Origin of the sequence: Thalassomonas actiniarum, assembly GCF_000948975.2 — a bacterium.
Taxonomy (GTDB): domain Bacteria; phylum Pseudomonadota; class Gammaproteobacteria; order Enterobacterales; family Alteromonadaceae; genus Thalassomonas; species Thalassomonas actiniarum.
In genome coordinates this window covers 1,102,350-1,119,956 of record NZ_CP059735.1, presented here as the reverse complement: position 1 = coordinate 1,119,956, position 17,607 = coordinate 1,102,350, and the positions used below count along the sequence as shown (strand labels likewise).

Annotated in this window: 20 protein-coding genes; 13 read left to right on the top strand and 7 right to left on the bottom strand. The window is 46.1% G+C overall.

Going from position 1 to position 17,607, the window contains the following annotated elements; translation table 11 throughout:
• Window positions 1-115 precede the first annotated feature (115 nt).
• Complete coding sequence (locus SG35_RS04950; protein ID WP_236702657.1) at window positions 116-343, bottom strand: thioredoxin domain-containing protein; 228 nt, start codon at window positions 341-343, stop codon at window positions 116-118.
• A gap of 256 nt (window positions 344-599) precedes the next feature.
• Between SG35_RS04950 and SG35_RS04945 the strand changes: the two genes are divergently transcribed.
• From SG35_RS04945 to SG35_RS04935, 3 genes are all read left to right on the top strand, one after another.
• The gene (locus SG35_RS04945; protein WP_044834698.1) at window positions 600-1,115 is read left to right on the top strand and encodes a hypothetical protein; all 516 of its coding nucleotides are present in this window, start codon (window positions 600-602) and stop codon (window positions 1,113-1,115) included.
• A 261-nt stretch (window positions 1,116-1,376) separates the two neighbouring features.
• Window positions 1,377-2,105 (top strand): fimbrial biogenesis chaperone, encoded by a 729-nt coding sequence (locus SG35_RS04940; RefSeq protein WP_236702656.1) that lies wholly within the window; start codon window positions 1,377-1,379, stop codon window positions 2,103-2,105.
• 158 nt (window positions 2,106-2,263) lie between these two features.
• Window positions 2,264-5,461 (top strand): SPOR domain-containing protein, encoded by a 3,198-nt coding sequence (locus tag SG35_RS04935; protein ID WP_274055331.1) that lies wholly within the window; start codon window positions 2,264-2,266, stop codon window positions 5,459-5,461.
• Here the strand turns inward: SG35_RS04935 and SG35_RS04930 are convergent.
• A complete protein-coding gene (locus SG35_RS04930) occupies window positions 5,448-5,750 on the bottom strand; it encodes a hypothetical protein (protein ID WP_152646737.1) in 303 nt (100 codons plus the stop codon). The genes SG35_RS04935 and SG35_RS04930 overlap by 14 nt on opposite strands.
• A 200-nt stretch (window positions 5,751-5,950) precedes the next feature.
• Window positions 5,951-6,724 (bottom strand): peroxide stress protein YaaA, encoded by a 774-nt coding sequence (gene yaaA / locus SG35_RS04925; RefSeq protein ID WP_044834694.1) that lies wholly within the window; start codon window positions 6,722-6,724, stop codon window positions 5,951-5,953.
• 306 nt (window positions 6,725-7,030) lie between these two features.
• On the opposite strand from yaaA, the gene tal reads away from it, so the two are divergent.
• Both tal and SG35_RS04915 read left to right on the top strand, forming a co-directional pair.
• Window positions 7,031-7,984 (top strand): transaldolase, encoded by a 954-nt coding sequence (gene tal / locus SG35_RS04920; RefSeq protein ID WP_044834693.1) that lies wholly within the window; start codon window positions 7,031-7,033, stop codon window positions 7,982-7,984.
• 159 nt (window positions 7,985-8,143) lie between these two features.
• Window positions 8,144-8,314: a DUF3545 family protein gene (locus tag SG35_RS04915; protein WP_084692895.1), complete on the top strand. Its 171-nt coding sequence runs from the start codon at window positions 8,144-8,146 to the stop codon at window positions 8,312-8,314.
• A 128-nt stretch (window positions 8,315-8,442) separates the two neighbouring features.
• Here SG35_RS04915 and SG35_RS04910 read toward each other — a convergent pair whose 3' ends face one another.
• Window positions 8,443-9,159: a cytochrome b/b6 domain-containing protein gene (locus SG35_RS04910; protein ID WP_044834692.1), complete on the bottom strand. Its 717-nt coding sequence runs from the start codon at window positions 9,157-9,159 to the stop codon at window positions 8,443-8,445.
• 239 nt (window positions 9,160-9,398) lie between these two features.
• On the opposite strand from SG35_RS04910, the gene SG35_RS04905 reads away from it, so the two are divergent.
• The 3 genes from SG35_RS04905 (at window position 9,399) to SG35_RS04895 (ending at window position 11,459) form a co-directional block, all read left to right on the top strand.
• On the top strand, window positions 9,399-9,710 hold the full coding sequence (locus SG35_RS04905; RefSeq protein ID WP_044834691.1) for an EthD family reductase: 312 nt from the start codon (window positions 9,399-9,401) through the stop codon (window positions 9,708-9,710).
• A 187-nt stretch (window positions 9,711-9,897) separates the two neighbouring features.
• Complete coding sequence (locus SG35_RS04900; protein ID WP_044834690.1) at window positions 9,898-10,413, top strand: DUF6942 family protein; 516 nt, start codon at window positions 9,898-9,900, stop codon at window positions 10,411-10,413.
• A gap of 257 nt (window positions 10,414-10,670) precedes the next feature.
• Window positions 10,671-11,459 carry an alpha/beta fold hydrolase gene (locus tag SG35_RS04895; RefSeq protein WP_044834689.1) on the top strand — a complete coding sequence of 263 codons (789 nt, stop codon included), beginning with the start codon at window positions 10,671-10,673 and terminating at the stop codon, window positions 11,457-11,459.
• 12 nt (window positions 11,460-11,471) lie between these two features.
• Here the strand turns inward: SG35_RS04895 and SG35_RS04890 are convergent, their stop codons facing one another.
• Entirely contained in the window at window positions 11,472-12,476 is a 1,005-nt protein-coding gene (locus tag SG35_RS04890) for an ABC transporter permease (RefSeq protein WP_044834688.1), read from the bottom strand.
• 19 nt (window positions 12,477-12,495) lie between these two features.
• Window positions 12,496-13,377: an ABC transporter ATP-binding protein gene (locus SG35_RS04885; protein ID WP_044834687.1), complete on the bottom strand. Its 882-nt coding sequence runs from the start codon at window positions 13,375-13,377 to the stop codon at window positions 12,496-12,498.
• A gap of 170 nt (window positions 13,378-13,547) precedes the next feature.
• On the opposite strand from SG35_RS04885, the gene SG35_RS04880 reads away from it, so the two are divergent.
• Both SG35_RS04880 and SG35_RS04875 read left to right on the top strand, forming a co-directional pair.
• Complete coding sequence (locus tag SG35_RS04880; protein ID WP_044834686.1) at window positions 13,548-13,736, top strand: hypothetical protein; 189 nt, start codon at window positions 13,548-13,550, stop codon at window positions 13,734-13,736.
• A gap of 12 nt (window positions 13,737-13,748) precedes the next feature.
• Complete coding sequence (locus SG35_RS04875) at window positions 13,749-14,006, top strand: hypothetical protein (RefSeq protein WP_044834685.1); 258 nt, start codon at window positions 13,749-13,751, stop codon at window positions 14,004-14,006.
• 15 nt (window positions 14,007-14,021) lie between these two features.
• On the opposite strand, the gene SG35_RS04870 is transcribed toward SG35_RS04875, so the two are convergent.
• The gene (locus tag SG35_RS04870; protein ID WP_053043277.1) at window positions 14,022-16,292 is read right to left on the bottom strand and encodes a tRNA(Met) cytidine acetyltransferase TmcA; all 2,271 of its coding nucleotides are present in this window, start codon (window positions 16,290-16,292) and stop codon (window positions 14,022-14,024) included.
• Window positions 16,293-16,581: 289 nt separating this feature from the next.
• Between SG35_RS04870 and napE the strand changes: the two genes are divergently transcribed.
• From napE to SG35_RS04855, 3 genes are read left to right on the top strand one after another with little or no spacing between them, the layout of a single operon-like run.
• Complete coding sequence (napE, locus tag SG35_RS04865; RefSeq protein ID WP_084692894.1) at window positions 16,582-16,743, top strand: periplasmic nitrate reductase, NapE protein; 162 nt, start codon at window positions 16,582-16,584, stop codon at window positions 16,741-16,743.
• 10 nt (window positions 16,744-16,753) lie between these two features.
• A complete protein-coding gene (napF, locus tag SG35_RS04860; RefSeq protein WP_044834684.1) occupies window positions 16,754-17,281 on the top strand; it encodes a ferredoxin-type protein NapF in 528 nt (175 codons plus the stop codon).
• Entirely contained in the window at window positions 17,271-17,597 is a 327-nt protein-coding gene (locus SG35_RS04855) for a chaperone NapD (RefSeq protein ID WP_084692893.1), read from the top strand. The genes napF and SG35_RS04855 overlap by 11 nt, the downstream gene beginning before the upstream one ends.
• The last annotated feature ends 10 nt before the right edge of the window (window positions 17,598-17,607 follow it).

Here is a 17,607-nt window from a genome sequence, read left to right as displayed (position 1 = left end):
GGATAAAGACAAAAATTTATTGGCAAGTACCGGATAAGGAAACGGCAAGGTAAGCTGAAGGGGTTTATTGGCATTTAACACCTTCAGCCAAAAGATGTGAACTTCAAAGCTGCCGTTAACGGGCAAAATACTCTTTCAACTCTCCCGGGGTTGGCTGATGGCGAAAAACCAGTTTACCGTCCACCAGGATATTCGGCGAATGGCGGATTTGATGGGCGCTAACCAACTCGGGGTTATTTTCTATATATTCGATATGATAGGGCACGCCTAAATTTTGAAACTCACACTGCAAATTAGGCAAACAGTAATCAGACTTAGTCACTAATAAGGTTACATCCATCATCAACTCCAGATTAACAGGACACCCTTAAGTATAGACCGTACCTGCCCTCGATAAAAAAATTTGCTGTCAGGGCAGATAATAACCACAAAAAAGAAAAGGTTTTATTTTTCAATAAATTAAGCGATTGTCATAAAACTGTAACATTTATTTGATGAAGTTGTGGTAGCTTGAAAATAACGTGTTAAATTAGTGTCAAATCAATATTGAGTTGCATTAACACGTTAAGCAATAACAAATAAAATATTAAGGTGTATAAATGAAAAATCTCAACAAAATAGTACTGCCGTTATCTCTGCTGGCACTCACTTCAACAGCGGCTTTAGCCTCCGAAAGTTCATATTTCGCCACAGTTAAAGCGTTTACGGAACCAACATTTGCTGAAGCGACGGCTATGCATTTCGGTAAAATGAACGTTATCGTTGGCTCTGTTTGTACTATGGATGCCGCCGGTGCCGTAACCGGAGATTGTGATGCTGCCGATGCTGCTATTACTCAGGGTGAGATCACCGTATCCGGCCTGGAAAAAAGCACCGCCTACAATATCACCGTTACCGGTGAAGCCGGCGCCAGTTTAACTTATACCACGGCAGCAGAAGCAAGTGATGGTACCACCACAGTAACAACCGCTGACGGCGTAGCCTCGGCATTCACCACAGATGCTTCAGCGACCGATATTGCAGTTAAATTATACGGCGCATTAGCGGTAACAACTGAACTGGTAGCCGGTTCGGACAATACCGTAGGTTATACGGTAAATGTTTCTTTTAATTAATTTTTAGCGATTAAGCGTCGCATTAATCATATTAAATAGAAGTGGTAAAACTTCACTTGACGAAGTTTTACCATCAGTCAAATTTCATGTTCATCAGTAATATTAGACATTAACGTTTTTATAAAATAGTCGTTAATAATAAATTGTTTAGTGAATGAGATATAGCACAGCCAATAACGATCGGCGCTGCCCGTGCATTGGCCCAGTTAGGTTACCCAGATGTATAGATCTTTTCTTTCTCTATTCCTTGCGATAATAAGCATGAGTTTTATCAGCCCGGATGCTCATGCCCGCCTGGCACTTTCAGAGTTCAGATTATTTTTTGATAATAAAACCAAAACCAACTCCCTGGTGATACGCAACACCGAAAATACTCCCTTGCAATATACGATACAAGTGATCCATATGGATATGACGGAAGAAGGCACCCTGGTGGAAGTGGATAACACCCAGGCAATGCCTTTTTCCGCTAAAAAATTACTTCGTTATTCACCCAGGCGCGGTATTATCGAAGGAAATAGCCGTCAGGCGGTACGATTCAGTATCAGAAAACCCGCCAATTTAGCAGCAGGCGAATATCGGGCAGTGTTAAAAATCACCGGCTCTGCCGCCAAAAGCTCGGGGGCAAATGGATTAAGCATGAATTCGAAACTTGCCTATAATATTCCGGTTATCGTCCGCCATGGTAAACTCAGCGCGACCAGCACAATAAAAAACCCGCAACTGATCATGCAAAATAGCCGGCCGGCAATTCAATTGTGGCAACAACTGAGCGGCGAGCGCTCTCTTTACGGTGACTTTGTTTTACGTAATGAAAATAATGATGAAATAGGTCGTGTTAACGGCATAGCCGTATATCCGCCGTTAGCCCGGCGAAAAGTCTATATACCCATGACGCAGGATAGCCGCGGGAAAGTCACCATAGAATATCAGGAACGGGCCAAGTACGGCGGGAATATCGAAATTACGGAAACCATGACCATCGACTAAAGCCTGTTTCCATGCTGATGTTTCGCTCTGTTAGTTCGGCAATTGCACACCTATTTGGCTTCATGCCCTCACCGGTAAAAGCTTTGCCGGTGAGGGCTTTGTCGATCACCGCTTTGCAGGTTATGATCTTAAGTTTTTCGCTTATTTTTGCAAAAGGGATGGCCGGTGAGTTCGAAGAGAAATCGTTTTATTTCGTGCCGGTCACCGATGAACAGCTACTGATTGTCAACTTACGCCTTAATGGCCAGTCGGTTGCTGCTGACATGGAGATATACCAGGTCCAGCAAAGATTATTAATACCTCTGTCGGTATTACAAGATATACTTAAACTCCCGCTAAAACTCGGTAAAAACCAGTTAAGCGGCAGCAGCTTAGACGATAACATCCCCTATACTTTTCCGGTACTTTCACCGGCAACGCCCCCGGATAAAGCCTCAGATAAACAGGCGCTTTTTTTCTGGACCAGTGATGATTTCGACCATTACTTTGATGCCGGGCTATTGAACCTGTTGCTAAACAGCGAATATCACTTTGATTATTCCCTGCAACAGATTTCATTTCAAACCGACATCCCGCTGGCGGTTTTAAAAAAAGCATCGCAGGAAGTTCGCACGCCCAAAATACACACTGTCAAGCTGCCGGATCTGGTGGTTGCCGATAATTATCACCTTTATAGTCATCCCACGACAACCTATAACCTCAAACATAGTTATAACTCGGCAACAAAAAAGTCATCGGATCAACTAAGATTAAACAGCTTTTTCGACTTATTTGCCCACAGTACGCAGCTGCGTATTAACCAGAACAATGATACCACCAATCAGTTTCTCAGATTCTCCCGACAAATCGACCTGCCCCTTAAAAATGATCCCGGCCATGGCATCAGCTACCAGTTTGGCGATATCCAGTCACAAAGGGATGAGTTGATTCATAACGCAACCTCAGGTGCCGGTTTGCACTTGTCCAACACAAATCCTGCCTATAACAGCTCCTTCAGTACTATTACTTTAGAAGAGCCCGCCTTGCCCGGATGGGAGGCCGAACTATATCGAAATGGTCAATTTATCACTACCGCAGAGTCCGGGGATGACAACCGTATTGTCTTTGATGAGGTCGATACCTTTTATGGTAATAACTTATTTGAAATAAAGCTCTACGGCCCGCAGGGACAGCAAAAAACCCGCAGCCAAAGCATCAATGTCGGTAATAATTTGCTCAAGCAGGGAAACTGGAATTACCAGCTTGAATATGTTGATGCCAACCAACGCTTTATCGGCCCGGATCCGGCGATCACTTCCGGGGTTGAACGCTCGGCAAAAACAGGGATCAGTTACGGTTTAACCGATAATTTTACCCTGGATGTCAACGGGCATTATGTCAGGGAAAACAACCGGGATCATTATTATCTTTCGAGCAACTTTCATGGCCTGGCCGCCGGTGGCGATTACAATATCGAGCTGGCGAAAGATCTGCAGCAGGGCACGGCGCTTTTTGCCGGTTTTTCCGGTAACCTCAGTGAAAAAACCCGTTTGAAAATCGACCACAGTTACTTTGACCGCTTTGTCAGCGCCCTACACGCCGATAACGCACTAACATCAAGATCCAGCATCAAACTTAACGGCACCACAGATTATTTAGGTGGCCTGGGCTGGAATGGCCGCTTTAGTCATCAGGTAGATAATGCCGGCAAGGCGCGTAATTTGGCCAATTTCAGTTTCAGCAAACGCTTATCTCGCGGCACACTCTCCAACAGCTTTTCTTTTGATGATGGCAGCAGTCAAGGCACTAGTCATCAAATATTTCTCGGCTATAACCTGGAGCAGTGGCGCCTGTCGACAACCCTTGACTGGTATCCGTTTTCCCACCAGGAAATCAAGCAGATCCGCACCGATATTCGCTGGCCACAGCAGCTTAAAACCTATAATCAAACCCAGCTGCGTTATAACCCCAACCAGACAGCTAAATACAACGTAAGCCACAATTTCACCTATCGCCATAAGCAGTATAACTTTCAATTATCCTCGGCTTTAAATGAACAGGGGGACTGGCAACTGTCTCTCGGGATCAGCGGCACCCTAGGTTATGATCATACCAATAACGAATTACTCTGGCTGCAGCCACAAGCCCTTAACGCCGGTGTTATTGAAGCAACAGCCTTTATAGACAGCAATCGCAACAATATCTTTGATCACGGTGAGCAGCCGCTACAAGACATAAGTTTTAACGGCCATCACAAATGGAGTTCGCAAAAAACCAATCTTGAGGGAAAAGTACTGCTACCCAGCACATTCGGCGGACAAAAGTTATCAATTTCAGAGCAGACCTTACCGGATCCCTTTTTGCAGGCACAGCTGGAGCAGGTATTGATCCATACCCATAACGGCGGCATTAACCATATCAATATGGCGGTTGTAGCCGTCAATGATATTGAAGGCACTATCTATCAAAGCATTAAGGGGAAAACCCGTGCCAGTGCCAATCAAAGCGTGACTTTAATCGACCGCACCGGCAAGCAAGTCGCCCAGACCCTGACGGAAATTGACGGCTATTTTGTCTTTTCTAAAATCGCCCCGGGCCAATACCGTTTGTCGGTCAATTCCGAGCTGATCAGCGAGCAGCAACTTAAGATCCTGAATTTACCCGATAAAGTCATCGCTCCAGAGATGGGAGATGCCATAGTGCTTGATGACATCTTATTGGCCGATCAAGCATATATCGCCGGACAAAACAACAAACAGCTAGCCAAAAGTGATAAAAGTGATAAAAGTGATAAAAGTGATAAAAGTGAATTTTATATTCAGCTCGGCACATTCGCCAAGCCCCGGGATATAGCCAGTGCCGTTATACCGCTCCAGGCAGAGCATTTTGATGTCCAGATTTATTATCACCAACACCGTCAGCGCTACTATTTAGTCGCTGGCCCGTACCTGTCAAAATCAGCCGCTCAGTCGGCTAAAGCCGATGTCGCCAGCCAAGCCCCCTTTACAGATAGTCTGGTCTTGGCCGGCAACCACTACCAAGGCAGCAGCTGGCATCATATTTACACACTCCGGGATCTGGGTATTGCCTTGAAAAAAGGCCATGACATCATTGAAAATTCAACGGAAAAAAGTTATTTCTGCCAGCTGGCCTCTTACCGCGCCTTTACATCAATCGATCCAAAAAAACTGATGCAGGAACAACTACTCATCGCCAAGCGGCGGATAAAAGAACAGGATTATTACAGCTTTATTGCCGGTCCTTTTAACAATGAATACGGTGAAAACTGCACTTTGGCAAAATACAGCGCACTCACACCGGAAATCCCCAGGGTAAGAGCAAGATCGTTATTGCAGCAGGAACTCAGTTCGTTGTAACTGCCGCCTCAGTGTGCACGCACCGGGTTTTACAGATCGCGGCATAAGACTTTAGCACCCAAAGTTGTTGCTCATCTTGATACAAATAACAGGCAGAATGCTCAGGATCTTTTTTAAAAGCACGCACCAAGCGACACTTATCATATGCGCCCAGCAGGGTTATTTCTGCCGGGTATTTTTGTATATCCGCCGCAGTCACACTGGCGCGAAAAGTCAGGGATGCACCATCACTTGGAAAAAAAAAGAGCAAAACTAAAAACAAACACAAGTAAAGGGTTAATGTTTTCATTATGTTATCAAAAATACGGGACGGTATTTTCAGTATAGACAAGCAATAACCGCAGGTAATCACAAGGAGATGTAAACAACAAAAAACCGTTAGCACGGCTGCTAACGGTTTTTAGCTCTGCGAATAAAGAATATTTACCCGGTTTTTCCGGTTGGCTGGCCGCTCAGCCAGGTAACAACCGGCTAGCCATAGGAAAATAGCTAAGCTTCTTTTCGAGTAAAAACCCAGTCATTGCCTTTGCTGAATTCTTCACTGTATTGATAGCCGCCCAGATCAAAACCTTTAAGCTGCTCAACATCCGTTAACCGGTTTTGAATAATATAACGCGCCATCAAGCCGCGGGCTTTTTTGGCGTAAAAACTGATCATCTTATATTGTCCGTTTTTCCAGTCCTTAAAAGCCGGGGTGATCACATTCGCCGCCAGGTTTTTCTTTTTCACCGCTTTAAAATATTCATTGGAAGCCAGGTTGATCAACACATCATCCCCCTGCGCCGCCAGCGCCTGGTTCAAAGCCTCAGTGATAATATTATCCCAAAACTGATAGAGGTTTTTACCTTTACTGTTTTCCAGTTTGGTGCCCATTTCCAGGCGGTAGGCCTGCATCAGGTCCAGCGGTTTTAACAAGCCGTATAAACCGGACAAGATACGCATATGCTGCTGGGCAAAATCAAAATCTTCCTGGCTGAAAGAGTTTGCATCCAACCCGCCGTACACATCGCCGTTAAAAGCCAGTACCGCGGGACGGGCATTGTCCGGGGTAAAAGGCTGCTGCCACTCGCTAAAGCGGGCGGCATTTAAGCCTGCCAGCTTGTCACTGATACTCATTAACGAGGCAATTTCTGCCGGGGTCAGTTTAACGCAGGTATCAATCAGGGACTGGCTAAACTCCAGCAAAGATGGCTGGGTATAAACATCTGTCGGTAAAGGGGATTCAAAATCCAGGTTTTTGGCCGGTGAGACAACAAGTAACATAAGCTATATTTAGTTTTTAATCGGGTTATTTATGCCCACTATACCACAGCATAAAATCAAGAAAATAGCAGAGGCGGGGATAAAAGTTGTCACAGGTGTCAACTTTATATATATTAGTCGGCTATTAATGAGTAAATTAACACAATAAAGCGTGAAATTTTGCCAGATATCGGCCGCTTCATATAGTAATTTGAACAAAATACTGTCACAATTTCACTCGGACTTGGCTTATATGTTGTAATATTCTTTCAATATAAACAGGTTAAACTTTCGTTTTAAAAAAAGATCCAATTTAAGGTAGATGTCATGAGCAACCAGCTTTCCCAGTTAAAACAGATGACCACAGTAGTGGCCGATACCGGCGATATTGAAGCAATCGCCAAATTTCAACCACAAGACGCTACCACCAATCCGTCACTGCTGTTAAAAGCCGCTTCATTGCCGGCTTATCAGGCGTTATTGACTCAGGCGGTTAACTGGGCCAAAGAGCAATCGAGTGATGCCAAACAGCAAGTCATGGATGCCGCCGACAAATTATCGGTATTGATCGGTCTGGAAATTTTAAAAATTGTCCCGGGCCGTATTTCTACCGAAGTTGATGCCCGTTTATCTTTTGATACCCAAGGCACCATAGCCAAAGCGAAAAAGCTGATGGCCATGTACAATGAAGCCGGTATCAGCAATGACCGCATCCTGATCAAAGCCGCTTCTACCTGGGAAGGCATTAAAGCCGCCGAGCAGCTGGAAAAAGAAGGCATTAACTGTAATCTGACCCTACTGTTCAGCTTTGCCCAGGCCCGTGCCTGTGCCGAAGCCGGCGCTTACCTGATCTCACCTTTTGTTGGCCGTATCCTTGACTGGTACAAGGCCAGCACAGGTAAAACCGACTATAGCGCCAGTGAAGATCCCGGCGTGATTTCCGTGACAGAAATCTATAACTACTATAAAGCCCAAGGTTATAACACCGTGGTGATGGGTGCCAGCTTCCGTAATGTCGGCGAAATTTTGGCCCTGGCCGGTTGTGACCGTTTAACCATCAGCCCGCAATTAATGGACGAACTGGCCCAGTCAAACGAAACCGTGGTTCAGCAGCTTAACCCTGAACAGCAAAAAGCCGCAGCAGAGCCGGCATTAACCGAAAACCAGTTCCGCTGGATGATGAACCAGGATGCCATGGCCACAGAAAAATTATCCGAAGGGATCCGCAACTTCGCCATTGACCAGGATAAACTTGAACAACAATTAGCCGAATTGCTTTAATTTTTTTCAATTTGGTCTAAGCCCAAGGCAGATAAGCGTTTACGGCATCTGCACCGCTAAAAAAGTCATTTTTTCAGCAGAAATTGTTGAAAAAATATTTTTAATATCGATCCGGATGTGATATTAAAAAGGTGCAGTTGTTGGAAGGAGGAGCTTTTCATGGATAAACGTAACAGTGTCTTGGACTCATTAGATATACAACCTAAGACCAAATCGAGTGGTAAAAAACGTAAGTGGCGCGAAATCGAAACACTTAGAGATAAATATCGTTTAGAAAAAGAGTTAAGGATATATGAGGACTCACTAGAATACATGTTAGATGAATTTTAACCTCAAATAACCTGACTTAAAAACCCGGTAGCTACCGGGTTTTTTATTGCCTGATTTTCACTGCCGCCAAGTTAACACAGGCAGGAGTTATCCATCCACACCACAACAAAACACGCTCGAACAAGTACTTATTTGTCTTGCTTGTCGCCGGGCAGATATTTATAACCATTGATCATTGCAGAAACCAGAGCGGTTTTCTCTCTTCGCTCGGCAATAACCACCCCCAGAATATGAAAAATGATCAGCACCATTAGGGTATAAAAGGAATAAATATGGACGGTGATAACAGGTTTTCTCAGCGAGCGCATCTCCTGGTATGCCAGCTCATTAATATTGACTTTTGAGTAAGGCTTAATCTCATCCAGTTTATTGCTGTCTTCGGCAATATAAGCGGCAACATAGGAACCAAAGGGCGGATAATAAATATCAGTCCCCGCCAGCACTAAGCCGGTGATCATTTGCACACTCATAAAAAACAGCAGTGCCGCCACCATTAACTTACCTAACGGATTATGACCTTTATAAGCAAGATGTTGTTTTTTCCTGAAAGCCGATAGTTCCTGGCGATAGCCTTGGTTAAAAGGTAAGGTCTGGCCCCAGCGTTCATATCCTTTACCTAAAAAGCCCAGCACTATCCTGAGCACTAAATTTAAAGCAAACACATAACCTGTGATCACATGAAAAGTTTTCAGCAGGATCTTGCCGTCAACCGAGAGTCCCAGCAGTTTGCCGTTAAGCAACATCAAGCCGATCACCGTTAACAAGAGAATACACAACAAGTTGAGCCAGTGAAAAAACCTGATTTTCCGGCTCCATACCCGAATGGGCTGATACTGCTCTGTCATGATAAACCTTCCATCATTTAAAATATCGTGAGGGGGTTAGCTAAAACGAGTCCCTTTTGACCGTCATTTCTCTATTATCCGGGATAAAGCTTAAGGAATTATTAAAAAAGCAGACAAAGAAAAATATTTGGCTTTTCTCCCCGAAGAGTATAGCCTAAACGCGAGTTGACTATGCCGGGGCCTGGAGTCCGGGGCATAGGCAAAATACCAGCAGGACCAAAACATAATAAGGAAGTAAGATGATCAAAGTCAGCGTACTCTACCCCAACAGCGAGCAGGCAAAATTTAATCTCGACTATTACTGCAACAGCCATATGCCTATGGTTCAGGACAAACTCGGCAATGCCTGTAAAAAAGTCGCAGTAGAGTCAGGCCTGTGTGGAGCGAAGCCCGAGGCGGCTGCCCCCTATATCGCGATGGGCCACTTATATTTTGACTCTCTGGCCGAGTATCAGCAAGCCTTTGCCCCACATGCGGAAGATATCCTCAGCGACATCCCCAACTACACCAATACCCAACCGGAAATACAAATCAGTCAGGTTCAGCTTTAATTTTCAATAAGAGCCCGGGGGAAGTAAAAGCCTGTTTTTGCTCCCCTGTTTTTGCTCCACCATGAGCCCCATTCCCCCAAATACTGGCTAAGCACGCGATAAAATCTTTATAATAGCTGCAACGGCTTTATTTTCACCATAAAGTAAGCAACCCTCACCAAGATAAACAAACAGGTAACCTCCCCTTATGACAGGTTTAGGCACAGCCAATGCAGTACTTAAGGTTTATATCGAAAACATTCCCCCGCTGCCCCAATACCAGGAGCTAAGCTCGCTTACGGCGATGAAACCGGGGGAGATCAAAACCATCGCCGATTTAACCGGTAACCATTGGCGAAAAATCTTTAATGTCTATGCCAAGTTGTGGCAGCAATTACATCCGGGCTGTGCCGGCAGCTGGCAACAATTTCGCGATGAAGAGTTATTGCAGGCACATAGCCAGCAGGCGCTGCTGTTTTCCCCGCCTGACTTTAATTGCAATAGTAACGGCAAAGATAGCGAGCATATCAGCATAATCATGGGACGCACTTATGCCGCTAAAACCGGTATCGCCGAGCACTGCTACTGGCTGTCCCGGGATTTTGCCATCAACGAGAGCAAAAAACTCATCGTCAGCCCCTATTTTGATTACCGCCAGTTATCCAACATAAAAATAGAGCAACTTGCGGGATTAATTAGAAACTTTGCAGGGAAAAGTCGGTAAATCCCCCTTTCATTTATCCCGGATGCGGTTCATAATAAATCAAACATATGTTTGAATTATTGCCGGGTAAAACATCACAGTGACACTGTTTCAAATCCTGGCGCAGATGCTGAAAAAAAGCAGCACGCCGCCAGGACTTTTTAGCCGCCAAAACCTGGCCTATACTTTGACCGCGGTTAATTATCTCCGGCGCCGGTGATTAACGGCCGGACATTACCTTTAGCGAAAGCCTTTTAGCAAAAAATAAAGATCTGTTTATGAGCACAACCATTATCAATTTTGTCCACGCCAACGGCTTTCCCGCCGCCAGCTACCAAACTTTTTTCGATTACTTTTCCAGTGACCACCAGTTAGTGGCAAACCCGCAATACGGACACAATCCCAAATATCCGCTGGATAACAACTGGAAAAACCTGGTGGATGAATTACTCGACTATATCCGCGCCCAGCAACAACCGGTGATTTGCCTCGGCCATTCTTTTGGCGGCGTGCTCTCATATATGGCTGCCTGTCAGCAACCGCAGTTGTTCAAAGGTTTGATCATGTTAGATCCCCCGGTACTGACCGGCCCGCTGGCAAGCCTGATGGGACTGCTGAAAAATACCCGCTTTATCGATAAAATCACCCCGGCAGGCAAGGCAGAAATACGTAGGAACAACTGGCCGCTGGGCAGCAATATGGCCGGCCAGTTTGCCAACCGCAAATTATTCAGGCATTTTGACAAGCGCTGCCTGGAAGATTATGCCAGACACTGTGTGAGTGAGCGTAACCAGCGGCTGGAATTGAACTTTTCCCCGGAAATCGAGGCGGGTATTTTTCGCAGCCTGCCCACCAATTTGTCGCGCTATAAAAACAAATTAACCGTACCGGCAGCCCTGATTTACGGGGAAAAAAGCGACCTTTATCCGCATTTTGTCTTTAAACGTTTTGCCCGCACCAATAACATCCAAATCAAACGCATCAGCAAAGCGGGACATATGTTTCCGCTGGAGCGGCCGCAAGAAACCGCCCGCTTGGTGGAGTCGGTTATTCAAGGCTGGCAATAAAGGCAGCTCACCCTACCCCTCGCCATTCCAGCTAAACAGCCAGGCCCCCAGGGATAGGAAAATGGCGCTCATCAGCGCCAGCGCCAGTAAATGATCACTGATCTGCGCCAGCGAGGCGCCCTCGGTGATCACCTCCCTTGCCCCCTTGACCAGATGGGTCAAAGGTAAAAAGTCGGCAAAACGTTTCAGGAACTCCGGCGCCCCCTCCAGGCTGAACCAGACACCGGATAATAACATCATCGGCCAGGAGGTCATATTCAGCAAACCGCCCACCAGCTCTTCACTTTTGCTGCGGCTGGACATCAGCAGCGCCAGAGTGATCAGGCTAAAGCCCCCTAAAATGCCTATCAGCAAAAGATCAAAATAACTGCCCGACATGTAAAAATCAAAAAAGACATTACAGCCGGCATAAATCGCCACAGACATCAGCATCACGATAAACAGCCGGGATAACAGCTGGGCGCAGACAAACTCAAAGGCCGAGAGCGGTGTCGCTTTAAGGCGCTTTAACACCAGGTTTTTCCGGTAACGTACGATCACATAACCCACGCCGAATAAACAACTGAACATCATGTTCATGCCCAGGATCCCCGGCAATACCCAGTCAACATAACGTATTTGTTTGCCGCTCGCCTGCCCCCGGGAAAAGTGTTTTTGCGAGGAAAGAAAGATTTTCTCCGCCAAATAACTTTTCGGCGACTGCTCGTTGACCCAATAGTTTTTCCCGGCAAAGTCGATGAGCAGATCAATATGATGCTGGGATAACTTATGCTTCGCCCTTTCGAGCTGGTGATAATTAACAAAGTCGATATAACGGGTCTCAAGAAAGGGCGATTGTTCTTGCGCCAGGTTCATCACCCCCACCTTATAGACCGCCCGTCCCTCTCCGGAGAAAATAAAGGACAAGCCCACCAGCAGCAATATCGGAAAGATCAGGTTCCAGCTCAAAGAAGACTTATCACGGAAAAACTCTATGTTGCGTGCCTTAAAAACCGCATAAAACCTTTGAATATCCATTGATTACCTCAGCCGGATATCAAACCCTCAGGGAATGCCCGGTTAGCTTTAAAAACAAATCATCTAAATTCGCCGACTTAACATGTAAACCTTCCAGCGAAACCCGGCTTGCTATTAACAAGGCTAGTGTCTGCTCAACATTTTTGCTGGTAATTTCCACCCTGTCGCCAAGCAGCCGCCAGTGATGCTGTTCAATCAAAGCGGAGCTGACCTGCTGTTGCGGCAAATAAATAAAAATTTCATCGAAGTGTTTGCCAAGCAAATGCTGCGGGGTTCCGCTTTCTATGATGCGTCCGTGATCCATCACCACAATTTCATCGCAAAGCTGCTCGGCTTCATCCATATAATGCGTGGTCAGCACCAGGGTTTTATTTTCACCTTTGATATTTTTCAGCAGTTGCCAGAAATTTCGCCGCGCCTGAGGATCCAGCCCTGTGGTCGGTTCATCCAGAAAAACAATGCTGGGATCATTGATCAGCGCCAGCGCCAACAACAGCCGCTGCCTTTGCCCGCCGGAGAGGGAGCGGTTATCCCGGTGAAGAAATTCTTTCAGATCACACAGTTCGATTAAATGCTCCTGTGCCAGGGTCTGGCGGTAAAAAGCGGCAAATAGTTCCAGGGTCTCCTTTACCGTTAAATAATCCTGTAAGGCGGTATGCTGAAACTGGATGCCGATTTGGTGACTGATATCACGGCCGTTAAGCAGCCCCTGGTAGTTCACCTGCCCCCGGGTAGGAGAGATAATACCTTCCATGATTTCTATGGTAGTGGTCTTCCCGGCGCCGTTGGGACCAAGCAAACCAAAGCAGTGCCCACGCCTGATTGCAAAACTGATATTGTCGACGGCCAGCACTTCACCGTAGCTTTTTGTCAGCTGCTCGACACTGATCACCACCTGCATAACTTTACTTACCCATCAAGTTGCCATGCTTTAAATACTAGTCTGCTCACCTTGTTTTTTATCAGGTTTTTTTCATAAAAACATCAATTGATAACAATTATCATTTGCATTTAGGCGTGCAATATTCTATTTTTATAACATCAGCATATTGGCCCGGAGGAAAAGTAATCATGGAATCACTCGCATACAACGAATTTATCCCGGAAAAAGCACAGGTGGAATTATCCGGCTGCCTGCTTGCCCGGTTAATAATCAGCGGGGTTTTGCACTGCGATGAATGTAAATGCCTGGATAAAAATGCCAAAAAAGTTCTCTGGCAATCTCTACTCAACTGCAGCTTAATGGAAACCGACGGATAAAAGGAAAAATATATGGACAAGCGCAACCACAAACCGGCTCAATCCCCCCGGATGTCAGCTGAATTTACCCGGCTGGAGGATTGGTTAAAGGTACTGACATCCACCTATAGCGACTACCCCAGCCGTTCGCTGGCAAAAGTGATCCTCTATTACGTCAGCCGCTTGATGAAGCATGAAGATATCATTCAGGCCCCCGATAAACGCTGTGATTACTTTTGCATGCACAAATACTGGCTGTGGCTGATAGAAAATACCAACTATCAAGAGTAACGAAAGCTAACATCCTTAATCTCCTGATAAGCCTTTTTTACTGAGCACCTGCTGTACCTGGGTAACCAAGTGCTGGTTTAATGCTTTTTTCCCGGTAAAACCATACTGACGGCACACCTGGCTGATACTGTGTTTGCACAAAATACGGCTGATCAACGGGTCAAGTGCCTGGCCTGTGTTTACTGCTTTTTTTGCAGCGGTTTTGGCATCTTTTTTTGCAAGAACAGACCTGAGCCATAAATGCAGGCTGTAAACACAGCTGCTGTATAACCTTTGTTTCGCGGCAAAAGCCGCTACCGTGCGCCGGTCAAAATCGCTGAGTTCAGGCAAAAAGCTCTCAGGACAGTGCTGCAAGATCAGGGCAATCAAGCTCACCGGCAAGTGCTGGTATTCATCGAGCAGCAAATGATCAAAACTGCGGTAAAACTGATGGTGAACCTCCTGCTGCAATACTCTGCTGTCACGGTTAAGTGCTTTAACTACCAGAGCGGAATGTTCCCCGCTGGCGGCATCCGGGGTAAAGCCCATCCTCGCCAGCTGATACCCCCCCTCAAGCCAGAATGACAATAACCGGGTATTGGCACCAAAACTGGAGCCGATAAAATCTATCTCTTGTGTTTGGCCATATTGCTCCAGACAGCCAAGAAAATAGCTGCCTAACCCCTGTTGCTGGCACATGGGGTGCACGGCAATACGCATAACTCTTAAATAACTGTAATCAAAGGCGTTATCGATACCATTATGACTTAATAGCGATTGCGGAATAAATTGATCCCTTAACCTGCGTTGTGAGTTTTTCACCGCCTCGATTTCTTCCTGCCCGGCCTTACCTTCGAGCATCAATAAGGACACGGCAATCACCTGCCCCCGGCATTTCAGGCAGAAAATCCGCAGCCGGGCATTATCCAGTAACATTTTCAAATCGCCGGGTTTGGTTTGATAATGTGCCGTCACCAATACGGCAAAGACCTGCTCCAGCAGGGTTTCATCAGCCAATAAGTCTTCAGGTGTTAACGGGAGAAATTCTGCCTTGTCGGCCCCTTGCTGTGTAAGCAAGTTTTCCGGGGACGGCAGGGTACCCTTGTCGGTATCCGCTAAGGCCGCTTTTAATAAACAAGCCTTGAAAATAAAGGCTTCAAGGGGATCATCCTCGGCCCAGCGGATAGGCTGACGTATATGAAAAGCCCGATACCCGGGAGTTTGCTGTTTTAAGGTTTTTCGGAACTTGAGGGTAAAACCCCGTCCTGCTCCTTCATAGCCATGCACTGTGGTTGAAAAAACCATACGGTGGTATGAAGCAAGCAATTTTTGCAGCAAATAGACCGGGATCGCCGCAGCTTCATCCACCAGCAACAATCCCAGTTTGGCTTGATGGCGCACCAGCACATCCACTGGCAAAAATTCAATTTCTCCATGAGGATGTATGCAGCGTCCCCGGAAAAATTCCGCTTCCGGCAAGGAGACTTTTAGCTGTTGAAAAAAAATATCACAGGCCTGTAAATGCGGGGCGGTGATCCCTATGTGCATTTTCTCGGCGCCGTTACCGGCATTAACTAACAACTCGGCAGCGGCAATTGCCAGTGCCGACGATTTTCCCCTGCCCCGATCGGCAGTTAGGACCAAAGGCCGGTTCCTGTGTCCCTTAACCACCTTAATAATGTTTTGTACTGCGGTCACCTGCTCCGGTGTTTTACAGCCTAAAGGCAAGTTCCCTTGTAGCCGACGCTCACCATCAAGCTCTGCAATTCGCGGTAGTGCTTTTCCCTGTTCAAGGATACAGGCCAAATCATCAGCAAACAATTCCCGGAAAAATCTTTGCAAAAAGACACTTTTTGCCGCTGAAAAAATCCCCTTCTCCTGCGGCCATAAAAGGAATAATAGCCCACCGGCGACCAGGGTACCGGATAAGGCAGCCAGCGCATCAATATTAAAATCGTCATCACTTTCACCGCCATCAAACAGCAAATAAGTGTTTTCCGTACCTAAATGGTGGCGGTAATTTTTACGGTCGACGGATAAGATGTTCGCTGCGCCTTGATGAACTGACGATGACAGCCCATCCGGATGATCACTGTAAATAAGCCAGTCAGCCTTGGCTGGCAGCTGTTTTTCCTCAAGCGTTTTTTCCGGTTTTTCAACAGGGGAAACAGGCAGGCTCTTTAACAGAGAAAACGCCCAATCGATCTCACCCGCCAAAACCACTAAGCGTCGTTGCCCGGCGGAAAACGCCTGCTGCATATAAGGTTTTAACCAGGATATAAAGACCTCGGGATTATTGCTCGGCACAGCTCACTCATTATTTGAAACATGGAAGAAAAGGCAAGTGTACCAACCGGACACAAAAAGCTGAACTAAAGTACAAAATTAATCTATGCTTAATGTGGTTTCACTAAGCCTTACAGCCTTAACTATGTTAAATAAATTCAAAAAATCACTTCACAGTGCAAAAAACAACCACTCAATATAAAAACCCCATTATGTTAGTGGCTATTGAGTATTCGTTGATCCTGATCAATTCCTTCCCCCAAGGAACTGGCACAATAACCTTGACTACAAATCAATATACGAGCACATCATGAATGAGCCTAACTCTGCTGAATTACAAAAGAATCATGAACGAAACACCTTCGTTTTTCTGGCGGTCTTTTTAGCGCCTATCTTGTCGGTCATTATTGTCGGCGGCTTCGGATTTATGGTCTGGATCAGCCAAATATTATTCGGACCGCCGGGAGCATAAGGCAACCGAAATGAACCGTTTAGAAAACCCGGCAAGGCGCCGGTTGTTTAGAGGAAAGCTAAGCCATAAACCCGAGCAGAGATTGCCCTGGATTATTAGCGAAGCAGTGTTTACCAGCGGTTGCGACCAATGCCAGGATTGCATCAAAAGCTGTGAAACACAAATCATCGTCCTGGATGAACAAGGCTTTCCCAAGATAGATTTCTCCAAAGGTGAATGCACTTTTTGCCAGCAATGCATACAAAGCTGCGAAAAGCCGTTATTTAAGCCGCAGGCACAAATAGACTCAGGGCTGGAGACTCCCTGGCCGGTAACCCTTGGCATTAACAACAAATGCCTGGCCAAAAATGAGATTTATTGCCGCAGCTGCCAGGATGTCTGTGAGACCCGGGCCATCACCTTTCGCTATCAAGATACCAGCATCGCCAAACCGGAATTGAATCTTGACGACTGCACACAATGTGGCGCCTGTATTGCCACGTGCCCGCAAGACTCACTCTCTTTTACTTTTATCAGCGAGGCAGCCAATGCCAGATAATACCTTAATCAACGACAAAGGTGGCGTTAATCACTACGCACCGGATAGTCCCGAACCAAGTGGGGAATATCATGTTGCCAGCTTTGTCGCACATGCCGTAGTGACCCAGCTTGATGATGTCAAACAACAAATAAAACAAATCCAGGGTGCCGAGATCCATGCCGTAAGTCCGGAAGGAAAAATAGTGTTTACTATTGAGGACTTTAGTCAGAAAGGAATCGGACAAAAGATCGACACCCTAAAATACCATACCGGCCTCTATAACCTGGCGCCGGTATATCATCAATTTTTGCCCGAAACTAACCAAGCGATATAAGGTGAGGCCA

What these genes read in the sequence shown, in the direction of transcription:
- SG35_RS04940 (WP_236702656.1), top strand. Translation starts at nt 1,377, where the DNA reads ATGAGTTTTATCAGCCCGGATGCTCATGCCCGCCTGGCACTTTCAGAG.
- tal (WP_044834693.1), top strand. Translation starts at nt 7,031, where the DNA reads ATGAGCAACCAGCTTTCCCAGTTAAAACAGATGACCACAGTAGTGGCC.
- SG35_RS04915 (WP_084692895.1), top strand. Translation starts at nt 8,144, where the DNA reads ATGGATAAACGTAACAGTGTCTTGGACTCATTAGATATACAACCTAAG.
- SG35_RS04910 (WP_044834692.1), bottom strand. Translation starts at nt 9,159, where the DNA reads ATGACAGAGCAGTATCAGCCCATTCGGGTATGGAGCCGGAAAATCAGG.
- SG35_RS04905 (WP_044834691.1), top strand. Translation starts at nt 9,399, where the DNA reads ATGATCAAAGTCAGCGTACTCTACCCCAACAGCGAGCAGGCAAAATTT.
- SG35_RS04875 (WP_044834685.1), top strand. Translation starts at nt 13,749, where the DNA reads ATGGACAAGCGCAACCACAAACCGGCTCAATCCCCCCGGATGTCAGCT.
- SG35_RS04935 (WP_274055331.1), top strand. Translation starts at nt 2,264, where the DNA reads ATGGCCGGTGAGTTCGAAGAGAAATCGTTTTATTTCGTGCCGGTCACC.
- SG35_RS04900 (WP_044834690.1), top strand. Translation starts at nt 9,898, where the DNA reads ATGACAGGTTTAGGCACAGCCAATGCAGTACTTAAGGTTTATATCGAA.
- SG35_RS04885 (WP_044834687.1), bottom strand. Translation starts at nt 13,377, where the DNA reads ATGCAGGTGGTGATCAGTGTCGAGCAGCTGACAAAAAGCTACGGTGAA.
- SG35_RS04890 (WP_044834688.1), bottom strand. Translation starts at nt 12,476, where the DNA reads ATGGATATTCAAAGGTTTTATGCGGTTTTTAAGGCACGCAACATAGAG.
- SG35_RS04945 (WP_044834698.1), top strand. Translation starts at nt 600, where the DNA reads ATGAAAAATCTCAACAAAATAGTACTGCCGTTATCTCTGCTGGCACTC.
- yaaA (WP_044834694.1), bottom strand. Translation starts at nt 6,724, where the DNA reads ATGTTACTTGTTGTCTCACCGGCCAAAAACCTGGATTTTGAATCCCCT.
- SG35_RS04895 (WP_044834689.1), top strand. Translation starts at nt 10,671, where the DNA reads ATGAGCACAACCATTATCAATTTTGTCCACGCCAACGGCTTTCCCGCC.
- SG35_RS04950 (WP_236702657.1), bottom strand. Translation starts at nt 343, where the DNA reads ATGATGGATGTAACCTTATTAGTGACTAAGTCTGATTACTGTTTGCCT.
- SG35_RS04930 (WP_152646737.1), bottom strand. Translation starts at nt 5,750, where the DNA reads ATGAAAACATTAACCCTTTACTTGTGTTTGTTTTTAGTTTTGCTCTTT.
- SG35_RS04855 (WP_084692893.1), top strand. Translation starts at nt 17,271, where the DNA reads ATGCCAGATAATACCTTAATCAACGACAAAGGTGGCGTTAATCACTAC.
- napE (WP_084692894.1), top strand. Translation starts at nt 16,582, where the DNA reads ATGAATGAGCCTAACTCTGCTGAATTACAAAAGAATCATGAACGAAAC.
- SG35_RS04880 (WP_044834686.1), top strand. Translation starts at nt 13,548, where the DNA reads ATGGAATCACTCGCATACAACGAATTTATCCCGGAAAAAGCACAGGTG.
- napF (WP_044834684.1), top strand. Translation starts at nt 16,754, where the DNA reads ATGAACCGTTTAGAAAACCCGGCAAGGCGCCGGTTGTTTAGAGGAAAG.